The organism is Petrocella sp. FN5, from assembly GCF_029210395.1.
Taxonomy (GTDB): domain Bacteria; phylum Bacillota; class Clostridia; order Lachnospirales; family Vallitaleaceae; genus Petrocella.
Map to the genome: position 1 here is coordinate 1 of NZ_JARGDP010000054.1, position 17512 is coordinate 17512.

Here is a 17512-nt window from a genome sequence, read left to right on the forward strand (position 1 = left end):
TTTTATTGGTGCAGAAAGTACCTTCAAAAAAACAATCTTATACTTGCCTAGAACCGTCATAGGTTAGAATAGGTTTATATAAATCAGGTCGACGATCTCTAAAAATTCCCCATTCAATACGTTGTTTTTCGTACTCTTCCAAGTCAAACTCGGCCAGTAGAATGGTTTCTTCATCACGTGAAGCTTCTACGAGCTTATTTCCAGTTGCATCTGTTATAAATGAAGATCCATAAAAGATAATCGAGGATCCATCCTCTTTTTCTTCCCCAACACGATTAGAGGCAATCACAGGCATAAGATTGCAAGCCGAATGCCCAATCATACAACGCTGCCAGTGGTCTTTTGAATCGACTTCTGGGCTATGAGGCTCTGAACCGATGGCTGTAGGATACAAGAGCATTTCTGCACCCATTAGAGCCATAATTCTAGCCGCTTCCGGAAACCATTGGTCCCAGCAAATACCAACACCGATAATACCGTATTTCGTCGGCCATACTTTAAAACCTGTGTCACCTTGATTAAAATAGTATTTTTCTTCATAGCCTGGGCCGTCAGGAATATGGCTTTTTCTATAAATCCCCAATACTTCACCAGTTGCATCAATGATAGCAATCGCGTTATATCTTGCATTGTTCTTTTTTTCATAGAAACTAATCGGTAAAACCACATCAAGTTCTTTGGCCAAGACTCTAAAGTGTTTGATGGCCATATTCCCTTCAAGGGTTGTGGCATATTCGTAATATTTCGGTGCTTCAATTTGACAAAAATAGGGTGTCTCAAATAATTCTTGAATTAAAATGATTTTTGCACCCTTTGATGCTGCCTCTCTCACCAGTCTATCCGCTTTAATTATGTTTTCCTTTTTATCCGACGTGCAGCGCATTTGTGTTGCTGCAACGATGACTTTTCTCATAGCGAACCCTCCTTCATTTCACTTGTTGCTTTTAGAGGCATTTGTTGGGTGATACAGTGCACATTGCCACCTTCTGTTATCAGTGACATACCGTCCACAGTTACTACTTCTCTGTCAAAAAAAACTGTCTCTAAAATACATTTCGCCTTATGATCTGTGTCTGTGGCATCCCCTCCAAACACCGGCAAAATAATAGCCTTATTGACTATATAAAAATTCAAATAACTAAGTGTTAAGCGTTCATTTTTATAATAACGCAGTGGGGGCGTTGGTAGCTCTATGATTTCTAGTATTCTTGATTTTGCATCTTTGGTATGCTTTAACACTTGTCTTGCTTTTTGTGTGATTTCATAATTAGGATCCTTCGGGTTATCACATGCTTGTAATAAAACTGTGCCAGGTTTTGCAAAACAGGCAATATTATCAATATGCCCATCGGTTTCATCACCAAATAGCCCCTGATCTAACCAAATAATTTTAGATATATTCAAGTATTTTTTAATCATGTGTTCTATGTCATCTTGGCTTAACTTTGGATTCCGATTGGGATTAAGAAGACATTCTCTGGTTGTTAGTAGTGTACCTTGACCATCTACATGAATAGACCCCCCTTCTAATACCAAGGGCACCTCTATACATGGTACATCCATTAGATTCAGTAATGCTGGTGCTACCTTATCATCCAAATCATAGGGCAGGTATTTCTCACCCCAAGCATTGAATCGCCAACTGATGCCGTGAAGCCTACCCTTCATGTCTCTAACAAAAGTAGGCCCATTGTCCCTTGCCCAAGCGTCGTTATGGGGTATTTTAATTATATCTACCTTAGATGTGCATAGACTGCGAATCTCTTCTTCATCTTCTGTATTAATAACTACCGTTACCGGTTCAAATGCACTTATAGCATTAACAACTTTGGCATAACCCTTACATACGATTTCATAGTTGTCTTGCCATACAAGAGATGCTTTTACAGGCCAGGCCACAATGGTTCTCTCATGGGCTTCCCACTCTGCAGGCATTATATACTTTTCTTGATTCATCATAACCCGCTCCTCTTATTATCAAAGTTTCCTTAATTTCTCATTTTGTCTATTATACCTTTACCGAGCCCATAAAACAATATATAGACCTGTCTTTATTCTGTTCTTAAAGCACTCAGAACACTTGCTGTCCAATTACCAGACCAAGAATCGTTAAACTGGTACAAACTATCAAAGTAATCCATTAATTAGGTTGAAAAGTTTTATACTTGTAGATAGGCTTATAGGTTTGGCAATATACATAATTTATGACGCATTCATATCCTATTTTATCTTTGTTATCTAGAAAAAAAGACAAAAAAATAGAGACCATACTAAGTCTCTATTCTAATTCATAAATTATTTTTGCTGTTACTCGTCTTCGCCTACTAATGCTGGTTCAACCATTTCTGCTGCATCTGCATCTTCGTCTGGCTCCTCAACTTCGAGAACTTTCAGATGATTCACAACACCATATACCAATTCCAAATCATCTGTTACAAGACTTTCATCTAATTTAAAATCTGCATAAGTGATTTGATCACCTAAGTTCAATGTACTTACATCTACTTCAATGGCTTCAGGCATCAAAGTCATGTCACCAGTAATCGTAACCTCATGTTTATAAATCTGGAATTCCAATTGGTTGATCTTCAGTGAATCTTCACCAACAAAATGTATCGGAACGTGAAGTTGGATTTTTTGATCCTTGGCAACCATTTGGACATCAATATGCAATAGTCTTCTTGAAAGTGGATCAAATTGTACTTCTTTTACAAAACCGAATTTTTTCGAACCTTTATATTGGACCCAAACTTTGGCGTTTGAACCATGATGGGATATAAGCTTTCTAATAACCAATGCATCAAATTTGACGGATGTGGTTGCTTCAATGCCTTCTCCATATAATACACCAGGCACGAAACCTTGTTCTTTAAATTTTCCTGATTTTTTTGGGCGCTCTAACGCTTCTATTATAATCTCTTCCATATTTTTCTCCTTCGGCTTTTAACCTTTGTCATCTGATAATTTTCTCATTATTCAGTATACCTTTTTTCATAAGAATAGTCAAATCGGATAAATCATGTAAAGTTGTCACATTAATCAAATATCATGTATAATATGGTTAAGGTATCAAAACTATATGGTTAAACTTGATTTTTTCTGATTAAGAAAGAGGTGCTTTATGAGAAAATATACTATTGTTTTAGTTATAATATCTGTTTTACTGGTAGGTTGTAGTCAAGGAGGAGTGCGCCTAACAGCCAATGAGGCCAAAACCATCATGGATACTGAAGTTGACTTCCTACTTGTAGATGTTCGCACACAAGAGGAATATGACTCAGGTTATATTCCAGGCGCTCTTTTAATCCCTCATACAAATATTCGGGAAATGGCGCCGGACTTATTACCCGATCCGGATCAAAAAATTCTTCTTTATTGCAGAACCGGTCGTCGAAGTGAAGCTGCCTCTAAAACCTTAATTGACATGGGCTATACAAATGTTTTTGATATGGGTGGCATTAATGATTGGAACTATGATATTGTAAAACCATAAAAACTTGGTAGTATCACACTAGGTTTTTTATGGTTTTAGTATAAGCATCCGAAAATATATCTTTGCCATAAAGATGAAATGTTGTCGATACGGATAGAGCACATACGATAAGCGCCGGTATTAGCATTTCATATTGTCCAGAAAACTCAATAATTAAGATGATACCAGATATTGGTGCATTTAAGTACCCTGCAATCATAGCTCCTATTCCTAATAATCCAAAAAGCGAATGATCTACACCATAAGGCTTTAGAATTTTCCCACAAGCCATACCTAAAGAAGCGCCAATAGTTACCCCCGGATAGAAATTACCACCAATATATCCTGAACCTAAAGTAATACCCGTTGCCAATATCTTAATCAAACCAATGGCCATCAAAAGACCTAACCCAAACTCACCTGATAACACTTTGTAAGTGGTGTTGTTATGTATTTCAAAGTTTAATGGGAAAAAATAGCCTATTAAACCAATTGAAATGGCTGCAGCAAAGAGACGTATGCTGATATGCTTCATTTTGAGGAAAAGTCCGGTAAAAAGCTGTATAGACATCATATACAGAATGGCAAAAAGACCCATAACCAAACCAAAAATAACGTAACGCCAAATCAACTCCAAAGAGATAAGTGAAATGCTATTCAGTTCTACGGGAAAAGTCTGACCATTTTGTGTGGCCCTCCCTATAAAATTTGCTACTACACTTGCCATAACAATGGGTGCAAAAAAATCTGCAAATTGCTTCTTATACAATACTTCAAGAACAAATACCGCTGCAAATAGTGGCATATGAAACACTGCTGCTATAGCTGCTGCTGCACCACAACCAATAAGGAGTCTAATGTCTTTAGACTCTAACTTTAAATAATAAGCAATGTTTGATCCAATGGATGCACCTAAGTGTACAATAGGACCAAAGCGTCCAGCAGAAAAACCAAAAATCAAAGTTACTGTCGCACCAACAACATGCATTAAGACTCTAAAGGGACGCATCAACTGCGTTTTTATGAATTCTAATTCTACTAGGACCTGTACGATACCTAAGCCTATTTGTCCTTCTTTTAGATAAATCATATATATGCCCATACTTATAAAGGCACCAATAATAGGAAGTAAAATTACACTCGGATTCTGGTCTATAAGCCAAGACCTCGTCAAAGCAACCCCTCCGTTTATTGCAGCATTAAAAAAAATAGCCATAATGCCAACAACCAAGCCTATTGTCAAAGCCATACCACTGTTTCTTATAAGTCTAAAGAATCTATTCATGTTGTCCACCCCATTTATGTGTTCTTTACATCACTTATGATTTTACAACATTATTAGATATATTACCAATAAAAAGCCTCATAAAACAGGAATTTCCTGTTTTATGAGGCTTAAATATTTCATAACCTAGTCTTCAAGTTGACCAACAAAATCCACCAACACCTTTAGAGAAGCTTCTTCATCAACACCATCCGTTGTTATTGCTACTTTACTGCCCTGTCCTATTGCCAATGTGAGTATACCCAAAATACTTTTTGCATTGACTTTTTTACCATCTTTCTCTAAAAAAACTTCACATTTTTGAGCCGTTGCAAGCTTAGCAAACCCGGATGCAGGTCTTGCATGCAAGCCTGTTGCATTCTTTACTTCTACTATTTTTGACTTCATAATCATCAATCTCCTATTTTTTCCTAGTTTTATTCTTCTATTTTCCATTCCAAAAAGCATCCATTAAGACCTTAACCTCTTCCTGCGTGCAGGCTTGTAATGCCATATCCGCTAGTCCCTTTGCCTTAATGCTATCTATCTGTTTGAGACTATATCTTGCTCTTAAAATACTTGGCGCACTCATACTCAGTTCATCCAAACCCAAACCAATAAGTAATGGCAATGCTTGAATTTCACCGGCCATTTCTCCACACATACCTACCCATTTTCCTTCTTTATGCGCTGCTTCTGTCACCATTTTTATGAGTTTCAGAAGTGAAGGGTTATATGGTTGATAGAGGTAGGATACATGTTCATTCATTCGATCCGCAGCGAAAGTATATTGAATCAAATCATTGGTACCTATGGAAAAAAAATCCACTTCTTTGGCAAATACATCAGCTAACAATGCTGCGGCAGGTATTTCAATCATGATACCTGTTTGATAATTCTTAGAATAAACTATTTTTTCCATCTCAAGTTCTTGTTCTACTTCATATAAAACTGCTTTCGCTTTTCTAAACTCATCAATCGTTGCAATCATTGGGAACATAATGTGCAAGTTGCCGTGAATGGCCGCTCGCAATAATGCTCGGAGCTGAGTTTTAAACATATCCATGTTCTGAAGACAAAGTCTAAGAGCTCTATTGCCTAAAAATGGGTTTAACTCTTTGGGCATATCAAAATAGGACAATTCCTTATCCCCACCAATATCAAGGGTTCTTATGACAACCGGCTTTTCACCCATTTTTTCAAGTACGGTCTTATAGCTTTCGTATTGTTCATCTTCTGTTGGAAAGTTTTTTCTTCCCATATATAGGAACTCCGTTCTATAGAGTCCGATACCATCGCCATCGTTAAAGATGACACCATCAATGTCTTCTGGACTTCCTATATTGGCCGCCAAATCAATGTCTTTGAAATCTTTCGTCGTACTTTTTTGACCAAGACATGCTTGCCATAATGATTTTTCTCTATTAAGTAATGCAATTTTTTCCTTGTAATTTTGAATATCCTCTTCAGAAGGATGGATCATGATTTCACCCTTCACACCATCTAGAATAACTAAGTCACCATTATCTAATTGATCAAATCCATTTATGGTACCTACAACAGCCGGTATCTCCATGGTTCTGGCCATAATTGCGCTATGACTGGTTCTTCCGCCAATGTCTGTAATGAAACCTAGTACAAGTTCTCTATTTAGAAGCGCTGTGTCTGATGGTGTTAAGTCTTTGGCTACCAGTATTATGGGTTCATCGATTTCTGATAGACCTTTTGATTGCACACCTTTTAGAATCATCAAGACTCTTCTGGTCACATCTTTAATATCTGCCGCTCTTTCTCTTATATAAGCATCTTCCATGGCTTCAAAAATAGCAACAAAGCTATCACTTACTGTTTTTAAGGCATATTCTGCTTTTACTTGCTCAGATGCTATCTTATCAGCTACAGCTATGGCCAACTCAGGATCTCTCAAGATTTCAATATGTGCACCAAATATTGCCGCCGTTTCTGCATCCATTTCATTTTCTGTCTTTGTTTTTAGGATTTCTAAAGCTTCTATTCCGGCTTTAATACTATGGTCAAATTTCAGTTGCTCTGCCTTGACATCTTGACATATTTCTCTGGTTATCACGACCTCTACAGGTTCGTACTTATATACTTTTCCAATAGCGATACCGTCGCTTGCACCAATTCCTTGAATCATACCCTTAGCCTCCTACTTTAACTTATCATTGAGCTGCAATACATAGTTTAGGGTTGCTTCATCGGATATTAACGTGTCTAAAAGACCACCTCTTAATGCACCGAGAATCGCTTTGGCTTTTTTTTCACCTGAAGCAACCGCAATTATTTTTTTGTTTTTAATACTTTCCGTCTTAATGCCTATGACGTTATCATTCACTTCCATGTCCAAGAAATTGCCATTTTGATCAAAAAAATGGGCCAATACAAAACCAATTCCACCATTTTTTACGATCTGACTTTTCATTTCATTGTCCACATAGTTATCCCATAAAGTCTGTAAAGTATTACTATATATGGAACCAATTCCAGTCAGAATCAGGTCACAGTTTTCTATCATGTTCAGTGTTCCTTTGATAAGTGGTGTTTCAACAATCGCTTTTCTCGCTATTGGATCATTGATATAGATGGGAGATGGTAATGGGTATAGCTTTCCACCTAACTTACTGGATATACTTCTACCGATACTCAACATGTCTGTTTGGTCCAAATCATAACTAATGGCGCCAAACAATTCAACAATACGCATATTCTCATAGGGCTTTTTCTTTAAATACTTTGCCGTCGTTCTAACATGTTTGCCCCATGATATGCCCAGTGTCATATCTTCATGAATCAGCATTAATAACTCTTTTGCTGCTGCTTTACCAACTTCAATTAACGTATCGTTTTTATCCGATAGAGTTTTTGTGATGACCACATGGGGTAAATCAAATGTTCTTCTGATTTCACTTTGTAGTTTTTCAAATTCATCACTTTGATAATTGATGGTAATATCAACAATCTGAAGTTCTCTGGCTTTTTTTAACAGTCGTGATACTTTGGGCCTTGACAAATATAAGGTCTTCGCAACTTCACTTTGCGTTTTGCCTTCTAAATAATACAAGACCGACGCATCAATGATCAGCTGATACTCCTCTTTATCCAACATCTTTTTCACCTCACATTTTACTGTCCGTAATAGGCATTCTTACCATGTTTTCTCAAATAATGCTTATCTAATAAAACCTGGCTAATCGGCTCTATACGTTTGTTGATTTGTTCTGTATAATAAGCCATTTTTGCGATTTCTTCCATGACTTTCATATTATGCACAGCCAAAGTTGCATCTTTACCCCATCCAAATGGGCCATGATTTGAGACAATCATTCCCGGTAGTTCATCTGGGGATTTATTATTTTCAGCCATAGTTTCAATCATAACCCTACCAGTATTAAGCTCATAGTCCACTTCAATTTCTTCTTTAGTCAACGCCCTGGTACATAGTATTTTCCCAAAAAAATAATCCGCATGGGTTGTACCGTAACAAGGTATATCTATACCGGCTTGAGCCCATGATGTAGCCCACTCAGAGTGGGTATGAACCACACTGCCTATGGTGTCATAAGCTTTGTAAAGGGCTAGGTGAGTAGGTGTGTCGGAGGATGGCTTGTAAATACCTTCAACAATATTTCCTTCAAGATCCAAAACCACCATATCCTCAGGCTTCATGGTATCATAATCCACACCACTTGGCTTGATAACAATCAGATTGGTTTCCCGATCAATCGCACTCACATTACCCCAAGTATAAATGACCAATCCTTGTTTTACAAGCTCAATATTGGCTTTATATACTTCTTCTTTTAATTCTAATATTTTTTGATTAAGCGCTTGCATAAAACCCTTCACCTGCTTTCTCAGTCAACCATATTCTTGCCTCTTTAATCTTAGATATGCAAGTATCGTAATCCTCTTCCACATCGTTGTCTGCCCACATCTCAACTAGAAATGGACCTCTGAAATCTAGGGCTTCCATCTTATTAAAAAAAGCTTCAAAATCAACTGTACCTTCACCAAAAGCGACGCACTTAAATTGGCCCGGTAACGTGTCCTTTAAATGAATGCCAACTGTGTGGTGAATACCAAGTGCCAGTTCTTCATCTGGCTTCTTAGTCCATTGACTCAGATTACCAATATCCGGATAGATTTTCAACCATGGAGAACCCACCTCTTTGATATAAGGCATACATCTGGATATGGTCCCCATAAAAGGTGTGTCCATAATCTCCAAAGACAACATGATATTTGCACTTGAAGCCATTTGACTTGCTTCTTTTAGCCCCTCTAAAAATAACGCTTTGGTTGTATCATCCGATGGCTCATAATAGACATCATAGCCTGCGAGTTGTATGTTCGAAACACCCAAATCTTTTGCTAAACCAATCGCTTGTTTCATGATATCATGGGCTTTTTTTCGTACAATTGGATCTTTACTACCAAAGGGATACTTTCTATGACCACTCAGACAAATGGAATTAATATAAAAGGATTCTTGCCAAAGTAAGTCTTTGATATATTTTCTTTTTTCCCTGCTCCAGAGCAGTCGGTTTAAGCGTGCATCGGTTTCATCAATGGACATCTCAATAAAATCATACCCTGCCGCTTTTGCTATCTTAATCTTCGTAGCCCAATCATATCGATTAGGTATGGCTTTTTCATAAATACCAATGGGTCGTTCCTTAATTGTATACATGTCTCTCTCCGTATGTGCTTATGATTTTAGTGCCGCTTCAACTTTTTCTTTGATTTCTTGTTCTGACAAAAGATTAATGAGACCAATGATTTTTGCTTTTCCTGAATTCGCAAATTCATTTACGAGCATATGAGATACCAATACCAAATCAAAGTTCCTTGCATCCGATTTAGCTTGACCTACGCTTGCGTGATGAACTTCACAATCCACGCCCATGTCTTTTAATACCTTCTCAATTTTCATTTTTATAATCAAACTTGAACCCATTCCATTACCACATGCTGCCAATACCTTCAACATCTTCATTCCTCCTGTTTTTTATTGTAACCACCTATGAATTTATAGTTTAGTTTTGATGTTATACTTAAGTATAACATCAAAATATCTGAAACCTACAACAAGGACTTAAATGGTAGATCCGGTTCTATTGCAAAGGCGTCATGAAAACCTCGGTCATACATATATTCCATAGCATCCTTATCTTCCGGCCATGTGAACTTGCCACCTACCTGCCAAATAAATGGCTTAAACTGGTACTTCAATCGGTCTTTTTTCATGTTCCAAAGTGTTGTGATTTCTTTAGGGTCTGCCATGAAGTTTGTCCATATGTCATGGTGAATTGGAATGACAACTTTTGTTTTTAGACACTCAGCCATGCGTAAGATGCCTTCCGCTGTCATTTTATCTGTCATACCTCTTGGGTTCTCACCAAAAGATCCAAGAGCAACATCCACTTGATGGTCATTACCATGTTTTGCAAAATAGTTCGAATAATGAGAGTCGCCACTGTGATATAAATTGCCTCCAGGTGTAATAAATAAATAGTTCAATGCCAAGTCATCCATTTCTTGAGGCATTTTACCTTTTAGTATTTCTCCCTTTTTGGCTGTAACCAATTCCGTTCTATCAAAAGAATCCAGGGCAACAACTTCAATATCACCAACTTTATAGGTGTCACCCGGTCTTAATGTTACCAGTCTTTCTTCTTCAACACCCCATCCTCGCCAAATATCTGTACATGCTTTTGGGCCTATGAATTTGACGGAGGTATCTGTGTTCTGACATACCGCTGCAGCTACGTTCTCATCAATATGATCACCATGATCATGGGTTGACAACACCGCATCAATTTCTTTGATCATAAAAGGATCAATAACGACCGGTACATTTCTAAGATTCGGTTGAAGGGCTTTACATCCAATCATTCTCTGGTGTTGGTGTTGGTCTGTCATTAACCCATTGCCATGGGATTTTTTACCGGCTTTTACCCAAAGATCCACACATAAATTGGTTTGGTTCTCAGATTTTAACCAGATACCGGTGCATCCTAACCACCACATAGCAAAAGTGCCTGGTTTTACAATCGTACTTTCTATTTCTTCATTCAGCCATTGTCCCCACTCAGGAAAAGTGCTTAGTATCCAACTGTCTCTAGTAATCTCATTTATTTTACTCATAATCGATTCCTTTCTTGGTAAAAATCAGTCAATGCATCAAAACTTATTAGAGCGTTTTGACATTTGAACCTTATCTAGTTAAAAATGTCTAAAATCTGTTTTTTGCTTGTTGATGTAAATAGGGCGTCCTGCTTATCCTGATCCGATAAAACAGTAACAATTTCTTGTAGCATTTCCAAGTGACGTTCAGAATCTACACAGGATAATGCAATAAATAGAGCGGCATCATTGGCACCATCTTCAGTGAATGAAACCGGCTTAGCAAGCACCATAACGCTATAGCCTACTTTTAATGAACCCGTTTCCGGTCTGGCATGGGGTATGGCAATATTCGGTGCAATAACAATGTATGGACCATGTTCTTTTACCGATTCAATCATACCATCAATGTAAGATTGCTTAATCTGTCCACCAAGTAGTAAGGGTTCTGCTGATCTTATAACTGCTTCCTCCCAGCTTGGTAATTCTTCAAAAAATTGTATGTAGTCCTCCGTTAGTTCAAAGCCTTGTATCATGATTTACCTCCTTGATTAACTTATACTTTTATCTTATGCTTCATCTGCACATTTGTCAATTAAATATACTAAATTGAACGTTTGTTCATTACTAAAATAAGCTGCCGGTTTAAGGCAGCTTATTTTATAGGGGGGGAGGTTTAGTTGTCTCTCATAGTTGTAAAGTAGGTCTCTACATGTCGTTTGTATTGTAATTGAGGAATAATAAGTAATAATGGGATTAAAACAATTGGGACAATAATACCAAGATATTTTGATAATACTGTTGTACCGGCAAATAGTGTTGCCCAGTCAAACATACCCATCCATCCGATTACCTCAGGCGGACCGACTAGGAAGCTGAGTACCCATGCTGATCCAAAAACTTGAATCAAACCTGCTATAAAAGGTATAATGGCTGCAGCCCGTCTTCCACCGGCTTTATTTGCAAATACCGCTAATGTACCATTATCAAAGAAGAGGCAGATGAAACCGGCAATAATAAGCACAGGTGATTGTATCGCAACAAGGGTGAAAATAGCTATTAACTGACCAAAGAAGCCAAAAATAAATCCAAAAGTAGGCGCTTGTGGTGAGAATCCGAATGTAACCGCACAGTCAACTGCAGGAACTGCACCTTTTAACAACTTATCAGATATACCTTGGAATGATGCTGTTAACTCAGCAACGAACATCCTAACACCTGTTAATAGGATTGTGATATACACAGCAAAGAATGCACAGGTTTCCCAGATATAGGTGGCAAAGAAGTAATTGTTCCTATTATAGGTAAAGGTCTCTTCTCCCAAGATGACCATGATAACACCAACAAAGAGGGTCATGATTAAGGAGTTTGCAACAACGTTATCATTAAGGATAGACAGGAATCCAGGTGTCTCAACATGATTCACATCATGGTCTTTATTACCAACTAGACCGCCAAGCTTATAGGCAACCCAAGCCCCAAACATCTGTTGATGACCAATAGTAAAACCGGCACCATCTGTAACTTCTTGAGTGGCTTCAATGATTAGGTTAGACATAACCGACCAGTAAGTACCCATCAGTAATCCAGTGACAAAAACCAAAGGTGCTGATACTGGTTTTCCCGTCGTTCCTTCAATAACCCAGTAGAGTGCCCAAAGAAGAACCGCTGATTGTTGATACATAATATGCCCTGTGATAAACAATGTACGAATTTTCGTGAATTTTCTAAAAGCTACCAGTAAGATATTGAATGCAAAAGCAATCATCATGACATACCCTACAAAAGCTAATGAACCCATGGTATCTAGAAACTCTGTTGCAGAGGTTTGTCCAAAGTATGGGTCAATAACCAATGCTTGAATACCATATTTTGCACTAAGAGACTCAATAATCGGTCTAAAGGTTGCTACCAACCCACCGGTTCCGACTTGAAGGATTTTAAAGCCTACAAATGTTTTAATAAATCCTGCAAGTGCCTCGTAGCTTTTTTTGCCTAACAATAAATACCCAATAAATACAACCGTACCTAGTAGCAAAGGTGCTTGTCCTAGAAATTTGTTAACAAAGCCTAAAAAAGCGTTTAGTAGTAAATCCATAATTTACCCCTTTCGAATTATGGTTAATGATCAACAAAATCGTTTTCACAACTTAACCAAGTATGTAATTGTTTTTTCACAAGACGTCTTGTTCTTGCATCAGTATAGCAACTCAAGGAACATCTGTCTATATTTTTACTATTTTTGAACGTATGTTCAGTGATTTTTTGTTTATTTTAGCCTCAAAGCCCCATTATTTGATACCGATTATCATAATATTAAACAAATTCATTCAAATAATTCATTTTATCTAACCCTTATAGACAAAGCCCAGTGTTTTTGAAGAATGTGCTAATTTTTAGTTATTTCGTAAATTGCCACTTCACCAATCTGTCTATTAGCTGCGAGTATCACATCTTTATTATCAAGATTAATCACATCTATATTACTTGGACCACCTGTATGGTCAATAAGTGTTTCCTGAATTTGCCCCTTTTCATCCATGGTAAACAAGATGAGTTCCATATCACCTTTACGACCGCCTATAATGAAGGCCGGCTCATCTTGTATCTTGCCACCCCATACCACATGACCGAACTCATACTTATGGCTATGAATCATCTCCCATTTTCCATTGATTTCTTTATATATTTTCCCAAGTTCACCATGGAATTTTTCAATTGTAGCCAGTTCCAGTTGACCATCGCCATCTATGTCACACATAGAACAGTCACTAACTTCAAAGTCTAATATTCTTTCCACTTCCCATGATTCGCCTTGGTTATTTGGTACATATGCCGCAAATACCCCTTCTACACCTGTAATCAAATACGCCTTCCGATTCTTCCATTCACCAGCATAAAAGCCATGATTTTTAGTAATGCCATCATAAATTGTTGTCAACTTAAAGGGTTGAGTAATGTCTTTTTCAAGCTTCCCTACTATAATACACCCTGGATCCGACCAATCCTCCAGAAATGCTTTACTTTTGCATAAAACACCTCCAATAAGGTACAAGGCGTCCTCTATAAGAAGTAAATCAAAACGGTGAAGGTAAGGGATGGTCATAACCGGTGTCACCGTCCAACTGTTGTCCTCATTTGCTTTTCCATGAACAATTCGGCTTTCCTGTGCATTAAAGGTGGGGGCAAATTTTTGAGTTGCATAGAATTCATTTGGCCTTCCCGGAATCGGCACAATATTCATCGTACCACCTGGTTCCTCCCAAACAACTGTTTCTGCAAGACTTTCTGCGTCATAAGCAATACATTGATTCACACCTTCTGAAGCTACAATATAGTTTAACCGTCCATTGACTTCCATAATTGTAGTCGCATATACACGTTCTAGCTGACCTAGTACTTTTTTAGTTATTTTCATAAATGACCTCCTGAAATAGTATTTATTTATCTTGGTAAAGTGTCAAAACTATGTTTATCTACTTTCAAATATCATACACTATTATCAACCATAATTGCATATATGTAATTATTTTGAACACAATTTCACTTCTATATGCTGCTTACTTAGGTTTTTTTGTTTCAAGAGAATAAAAAAACAGCCTAGGTGAGTGTATCACTAAGGCTGTTGCTATAAAAAATATTTAAAATGCATGCCACAAAACAAGTACATGAAAAACACCTACAATGAGATTAAGCGCAATCCCAAAGTGTGCTGTCATTTTAAGCTTATCTTCCCTTGTCTCACCTACAATGCCAAGCGTCAAGCCTGCAAAACATAACATCATGGCCACAAGTTCAACCAATCCTATAAGCACCTCTCTACCTTCCAGATTATATGCAGATTGATAAACCGCCCACAAAAAAATCGCTAAAGAAATCCCACCCAGGCCAATGGATATAATGCCATATATTGTTTCCGTCCTGTTGTTCACCCTAAAGGATGTTTTTTTATCCATAATAATATACCAACCCACTTCTTAAAATGGTCAAAATAAAACCCATACCACCGAAAATGATGCCCACCCATGCAAGTCCGTCACGATCATCTTCTACAGCATAAAGACCTAAGCCAATAGCAACTGTATTTACTATAAATCCAATTAAAGGTATCAACCAGGATAATAATCCAACAGACCCAACCAGTGTTGCTGTTTGTCCGTATATTTCTGTATTTTTATTTATTCTCATAAGGCATCCTCTTTTTACCAATTCAAAATAGACATCAACCTTATTATAGGTTATGGCAAACTTTCATGCAAGATAAAGCCATTATTTTCTCATCAAGATTCTACCCCATAATCCGTCAACCCAAGCACCACCTTGACATTCAACCATTTCATGATTTAATAGATCCCAGTAAGAACCTACTAAAGCATCTGTGTTAATATAGGTTTTATCTGTTTTGGCATTGATCATGATATATAGCGTCTCACTTTCATAAACTCTTTTATAACCGATGGTTTCATGGGTTAAATGAAACGGTTCATAGTTCCCTATGTGCAAAGCTTGATTTTGACTTCTTAATCCGGAAAGTCTTTCTATAACATGAAATAAATCCTCATCCTTTTGCTCCATTATTTTCCTCCAAGATGGACGAAGATTGGTATCCGATGTCTGATTTTTTTTGCCCATTATACCATACTCACTGCCATAATATAAACTTGGAGAACCAGGTATTGTGTATAACATAATATACAACGGATAAATCTGACCTTTGTTGACCAATACTTCTGCCACCCTATTCACATCATGGTTATCAACAAAATTGTAAAGGCCTTCTCCCTGATAAACACCTTTTTGACCAAACTGACGGTTCAGTGCATAGGCTACTTCATAATAATTTTTGTCATTTAAGCTGGAATATAGGCCTTTATATAACTCATAATTGGTTACCTGGTCCATGCCCCCTTCATCAAGCCATAAATTGTAGTCACCATGAACCACTTCTCCTATCATACAAAAATCAGGGTCCATCTCTTTCATAGATTTGCTCAGTTCTCTAAGAAAATCCAAAGACATGACATCTGCAGCGTCCATTCTCAAACCGTCAATGCCATAGGTCTCTTTCCATGATACGGCTGTATTTATAAGATATTTTCTAACCGGTTCATAATCCAAGTTCAACTTAACCAAATGCTCATGCCCATCCCAACAAGCATAAGAAAAAGAATCACCCAAAGAAGATTGGCCATTAAAATCCACATCCAAAAACCAGGCTTTATAAGCGGATTGGTGCTTATTATCTTTTAAATCTTCAAAAGCAAAATGACTTCTGGAAACATGATTAAATACACAATCCAAAACAATATGAATCCCTGCATTATGACAGGCCTTGCTAAAGTCAATCATATCCTGACGGGTGCCAAGACGCCTATCAATACGATTGTAGTCGACTGTGTCATAACCATGGGTCTCGGATTCAAAAATAGGTCCAAGAAGTACATCTGTAATGCCAAGCCTAACCATTTCAGGTATATGACTTTCAATGTCTCTAAGCGTACCTCTACAGTTGCCATCATTGGTGCTTTGATTGGCACCTGTATAACCAAGTGGAAAAATGTGGTAAATGTTTTTATATTTCATATGTCCTCCTATACTTACCGTTCGGTATGTGACTTGTCCATTAATGTGTATCTTATCTTTAATTATGCCATCATGTTTTATGACGTCTTCCAATCATTATGCAAAGACGCCATATAGAAACTGTTTGACCACTTGTCTGCATTTTTCATCTTCCAAATCTTCTAATGACCCTAGGGTCATATGATGAACAATATATGTATCTATGAGCCCCAGCAAAGAATAAGACATCCAAGTTGTCTTGGTCTTAAGATTCGTATGGTGGTTGGCCACTTCCGTAAAAAAAAGTTCCAAACGCATAAGTAATTGCTTATAAAAAGGCTTTACAATTCTATAGGAATCGCTTTCAACTGGGCTTTGATAGAGCTGTTTATAGAGCCTAAAAAACATGGGGTATCTTTTTACAAATTGTATATAAGCGATCACAAAACGATCGATGGCATAACTTAAGTCTCCCGAATAATGAAGTTCCTCTTTAAAAATATCTATAAATTGATTACCATATACCTCTAAAACACTAGAAAGCAAACCTTCCTTGCTTCCAAAATGGTGATATAAGGATGGTTTGGTTACGCCCACTTCTGTTACAATTCGAGATACGCCTGTATTTTCAAAACCTTCTTTTGCAAAAAGCTCCACTGCTTTTGCAATGATTTCATTTTTTACTGTCATTTTTTCTCCTTCGTATCATAATCGACTACCAAGCCATTATACCACTCGGTATATGATATAGCAAGAAAAAAATAGACTTCCATCTATTTTTTCTACTTTTACCACTTTATATCAATCAATCAAATGTTTCTTACTTGCTAAAACTTTACCACCATAAACAATGGTCACTGTTCCGAGTGTAATTCCAACTACAATCATGAGAATACCTACGATTATATTGGCAGCACCGGCTCTACTCAATCGATTGTATACTTTTTCATTAAATTCCAACATGTTTTCCACTCCCATCTTTATCCTAAAGAATCATCTCATGGCTCATATATTAAATTTAATTATAGCACTTGGTATGTTTAAAGACAACCATCAATCCTACATGT

20 protein-coding genes are annotated in these 17512 nt (G+C 37.3%); 1 reads left to right on the top strand and 19 read right to left on the bottom strand.

Annotated features, from left to right (window positions below; translation table 11 throughout):
• Positions 1 to 37: 37 nt before the first annotated feature.
• The 3 genes from aguB to P0N36_RS11500 all read right to left on the bottom strand — a co-directional run bounded on the left by aguB (position 38) and on the right by P0N36_RS11500 (position 2925).
• Positions 38 to 913 (bottom strand): N-carbamoylputrescine amidase, encoded by an 876-nt coding sequence (gene aguB, locus P0N36_RS11490; protein WP_275842994.1) that lies wholly within the window; start codon positions 911 to 913, stop codon positions 38 to 40.
• Entirely contained in the window at positions 910 to 1959 is a 1050-nt protein-coding gene (locus tag P0N36_RS11495; protein WP_275842995.1) for an agmatine deiminase family protein, read from the bottom strand. The genes aguB and P0N36_RS11495 overlap by 4 nt, the downstream gene beginning before the upstream one ends.
• A 348-nt stretch (positions 1960 to 2307) precedes the next feature.
• Entirely contained in the window at positions 2308 to 2925 is a 618-nt protein-coding gene (locus P0N36_RS11500) for a 50S ribosomal protein L25 (protein WP_275842996.1), read from the bottom strand.
• A gap of 196 nt (positions 2926 to 3121) precedes the next feature.
• Between P0N36_RS11500 and P0N36_RS11505 the strand changes: the two genes are divergently transcribed.
• A complete protein-coding gene (locus P0N36_RS11505) occupies positions 3122 to 3493 on the top strand; it encodes a rhodanese-like domain-containing protein (RefSeq protein WP_275842997.1) in 372 nt (123 codons plus the stop codon).
• Positions 3494 to 3506: 13 nt separating this feature from the next.
• On the opposite strand, the gene P0N36_RS11510 is transcribed toward P0N36_RS11505, so the two are convergent.
• The 16 genes from P0N36_RS11510 to P0N36_RS11585 form a co-directional block, all read right to left on the bottom strand.
• The gene (locus P0N36_RS11510) at positions 3507 to 4757 is read right to left on the bottom strand and encodes a chloride channel protein (RefSeq protein ID WP_275842998.1); all 1251 of its coding nucleotides are present in this window, start codon (positions 4755 to 4757) and stop codon (positions 3507 to 3509) included.
• Between the two features lie 126 nt (positions 4758 to 4883).
• A complete protein-coding gene (locus P0N36_RS11515) occupies positions 4884 to 5144 on the bottom strand; it encodes an HPr family phosphocarrier protein (RefSeq protein WP_275842999.1) in 261 nt (86 codons plus the stop codon).
• Positions 5145 to 5181: 37 nt separating this feature from the next.
• On the bottom strand, positions 5182 to 6894 hold the full coding sequence (gene ptsP / locus P0N36_RS11520; protein WP_275843000.1) for a phosphoenolpyruvate--protein phosphotransferase: 1713 nt from the start codon (positions 6892 to 6894) through the stop codon (positions 5182 to 5184).
• A 12-nt stretch (positions 6895 to 6906) separates the two neighbouring features.
• The gene (locus P0N36_RS11525) at positions 6907 to 7863 is read right to left on the bottom strand and encodes a sugar-binding transcriptional regulator (protein WP_275843001.1); all 957 of its coding nucleotides are present in this window, start codon (positions 7861 to 7863) and stop codon (positions 6907 to 6909) included.
• Positions 7864 to 7880: 17 nt separating this feature from the next.
• On the bottom strand, positions 7881 to 8591 hold the full coding sequence (locus tag P0N36_RS11530) for an L-ribulose-5-phosphate 4-epimerase (RefSeq protein ID WP_275843002.1): 711 nt from the start codon (positions 8589 to 8591) through the stop codon (positions 7881 to 7883).
• Positions 8578 to 9447, bottom strand: a complete 870-nt coding sequence (locus tag P0N36_RS11535) for an L-ribulose-5-phosphate 3-epimerase (protein WP_275843003.1) — start codon at positions 9445 to 9447, stop codon at positions 8578 to 8580. Before P0N36_RS11535 ends, P0N36_RS11530 begins: the two co-directional genes overlap by 14 nt.
• An 18-nt stretch (positions 9448 to 9465) precedes the next feature.
• A complete protein-coding gene (locus tag P0N36_RS11540; protein WP_275843004.1) occupies positions 9466 to 9747 on the bottom strand; it encodes a PTS sugar transporter subunit IIB in 282 nt (93 codons plus the stop codon).
• Between the two features lie 92 nt (positions 9748 to 9839).
• A complete protein-coding gene (ulaG, locus tag P0N36_RS11545) occupies positions 9840 to 10904 on the bottom strand; it encodes an L-ascorbate 6-phosphate lactonase (RefSeq protein WP_275843005.1) in 1065 nt (354 codons plus the stop codon).
• 74 nt (positions 10905 to 10978) lie between these two features.
• Positions 10979 to 11419, bottom strand: coding sequence for a PTS sugar transporter subunit IIA (locus tag P0N36_RS11550; protein WP_275843006.1), 441 nt, complete (start codon positions 11417 to 11419; stop codon positions 10979 to 10981).
• Between the two features lie 140 nt (positions 11420 to 11559).
• Positions 11560 to 12981: a PTS ascorbate transporter subunit IIC gene (locus P0N36_RS11555; RefSeq protein WP_275843007.1), complete on the bottom strand. Its 1422-nt coding sequence runs from the start codon at positions 12979 to 12981 to the stop codon at positions 11560 to 11562.
• 291 nt (positions 12982 to 13272) lie between these two features.
• On the bottom strand, positions 13273 to 14301 hold the full coding sequence (locus P0N36_RS11560; protein WP_275843008.1) for a hypothetical protein: 1029 nt from the start codon (positions 14299 to 14301) through the stop codon (positions 13273 to 13275).
• Positions 14302 to 14524: 223 nt separating this feature from the next.
• Positions 14525 to 14839, bottom strand: a complete 315-nt coding sequence (locus P0N36_RS11565) for a DUF6142 family protein (RefSeq protein ID WP_275843009.1) — start codon at positions 14837 to 14839, stop codon at positions 14525 to 14527.
• A complete protein-coding gene (locus tag P0N36_RS11570) occupies positions 14832 to 15071 on the bottom strand; it encodes a hypothetical protein (RefSeq protein WP_275843010.1) in 240 nt (79 codons plus the stop codon). The genes P0N36_RS11565 and P0N36_RS11570 overlap by 8 nt, the downstream gene beginning before the upstream one ends.
• An 81-nt stretch (positions 15072 to 15152) precedes the next feature.
• Positions 15153 to 16466, bottom strand: a complete 1314-nt coding sequence (locus tag P0N36_RS11575; RefSeq protein WP_275843011.1) for an alpha-amylase family glycosyl hydrolase — start codon at positions 16464 to 16466, stop codon at positions 15153 to 15155.
• Positions 16467 to 16562: 96 nt separating this feature from the next.
• Positions 16563 to 17135 (bottom strand): TetR/AcrR family transcriptional regulator, encoded by a 573-nt coding sequence (locus P0N36_RS11580; protein ID WP_275843012.1) that lies wholly within the window; start codon positions 17133 to 17135, stop codon positions 16563 to 16565.
• A 111-nt stretch (positions 17136 to 17246) separates the two neighbouring features.
• Positions 17247 to 17408: a hypothetical protein gene (locus P0N36_RS11585; protein WP_275843013.1), complete on the bottom strand. Its 162-nt coding sequence runs from the start codon at positions 17406 to 17408 to the stop codon at positions 17247 to 17249.
• Positions 17409 to 17512 lie beyond the last annotated feature (104 nt).

Coding starts and splice junctions, on each gene's coding strand:
- aguB (WP_275842994.1), bottom strand. CDS start 913: ATGAGAAAAGTCATCGTTGCAGCAACACAAATGCGCTGCACGTCGGAT.
- P0N36_RS11495 (WP_275842995.1), bottom strand. CDS start 1,959: ATGATGAATCAAGAAAAGTATATAATGCCTGCAGAGTGGGAAGCCCAT.
- P0N36_RS11500 (WP_275842996.1), bottom strand. CDS start 2,925: ATGGAAGAGATTATAATAGAAGCGTTAGAGCGCCCAAAAAAATCAGGA.
- P0N36_RS11505 (WP_275842997.1), top strand. CDS start 3,122: ATGAGAAAATATACTATTGTTTTAGTTATAATATCTGTTTTACTGGTA.
- P0N36_RS11510 (WP_275842998.1), bottom strand. CDS start 4,757: ATGAATAGATTCTTTAGACTTATAAGAAACAGTGGTATGGCTTTGACA.
- P0N36_RS11515 (WP_275842999.1), bottom strand. CDS start 5,144: ATGAAGTCAAAAATAGTAGAAGTAAAGAATGCAACAGGCTTGCATGCA.
- ptsP (WP_275843000.1), bottom strand. CDS start 6,894: ATGATTCAAGGAATTGGTGCAAGCGACGGTATCGCTATTGGAAAAGTA.
- P0N36_RS11525 (WP_275843001.1), bottom strand. CDS start 7,863: ATGTTGGATAAAGAGGAGTATCAGCTGATCATTGATGCGTCGGTCTTG.
- P0N36_RS11530 (WP_275843002.1), bottom strand. CDS start 8,591: ATGCAAGCGCTTAATCAAAAAATATTAGAATTAAAAGAAGAAGTATAT.
- P0N36_RS11535 (WP_275843003.1), bottom strand. CDS start 9,447: ATGTATACAATTAAGGAACGACCCATTGGTATTTATGAAAAAGCCATA.
- P0N36_RS11540 (WP_275843004.1), bottom strand. CDS start 9,747: ATGTTGAAGGTATTGGCAGCATGTGGTAATGGAATGGGTTCAAGTTTG.
- ulaG (WP_275843005.1), bottom strand. CDS start 10,904: ATGAGTAAAATAAATGAGATTACTAGAGACAGTTGGATACTAAGCACT.
- P0N36_RS11550 (WP_275843006.1), bottom strand. CDS start 11,419: ATGATACAAGGCTTTGAACTAACGGAGGACTACATACAATTTTTTGAA.
- P0N36_RS11555 (WP_275843007.1), bottom strand. CDS start 12,981: ATGGATTTACTACTAAACGCTTTTTTAGGCTTTGTTAACAAATTTCTA.
- P0N36_RS11560 (WP_275843008.1), bottom strand. CDS start 14,301: ATGAAAATAACTAAAAAAGTACTAGGTCAGCTAGAACGTGTATATGCG.
- P0N36_RS11565 (WP_275843009.1), bottom strand. CDS start 14,839: ATGGATAAAAAAACATCCTTTAGGGTGAACAACAGGACGGAAACAATA.
- P0N36_RS11570 (WP_275843010.1), bottom strand. CDS start 15,071: ATGAGAATAAATAAAAATACAGAAATATACGGACAAACAGCAACACTG.
- P0N36_RS11575 (WP_275843011.1), bottom strand. CDS start 16,466: ATGAAATATAAAAACATTTACCACATTTTTCCACTTGGTTATACAGGT.
- P0N36_RS11580 (WP_275843012.1), bottom strand. CDS start 17,135: ATGACAGTAAAAAATGAAATCATTGCAAAAGCAGTGGAGCTTTTTGCA.
- P0N36_RS11585 (WP_275843013.1), bottom strand. CDS start 17,408: ATGTTGGAATTTAATGAAAAAGTATACAATCGATTGAGTAGAGCCGGT.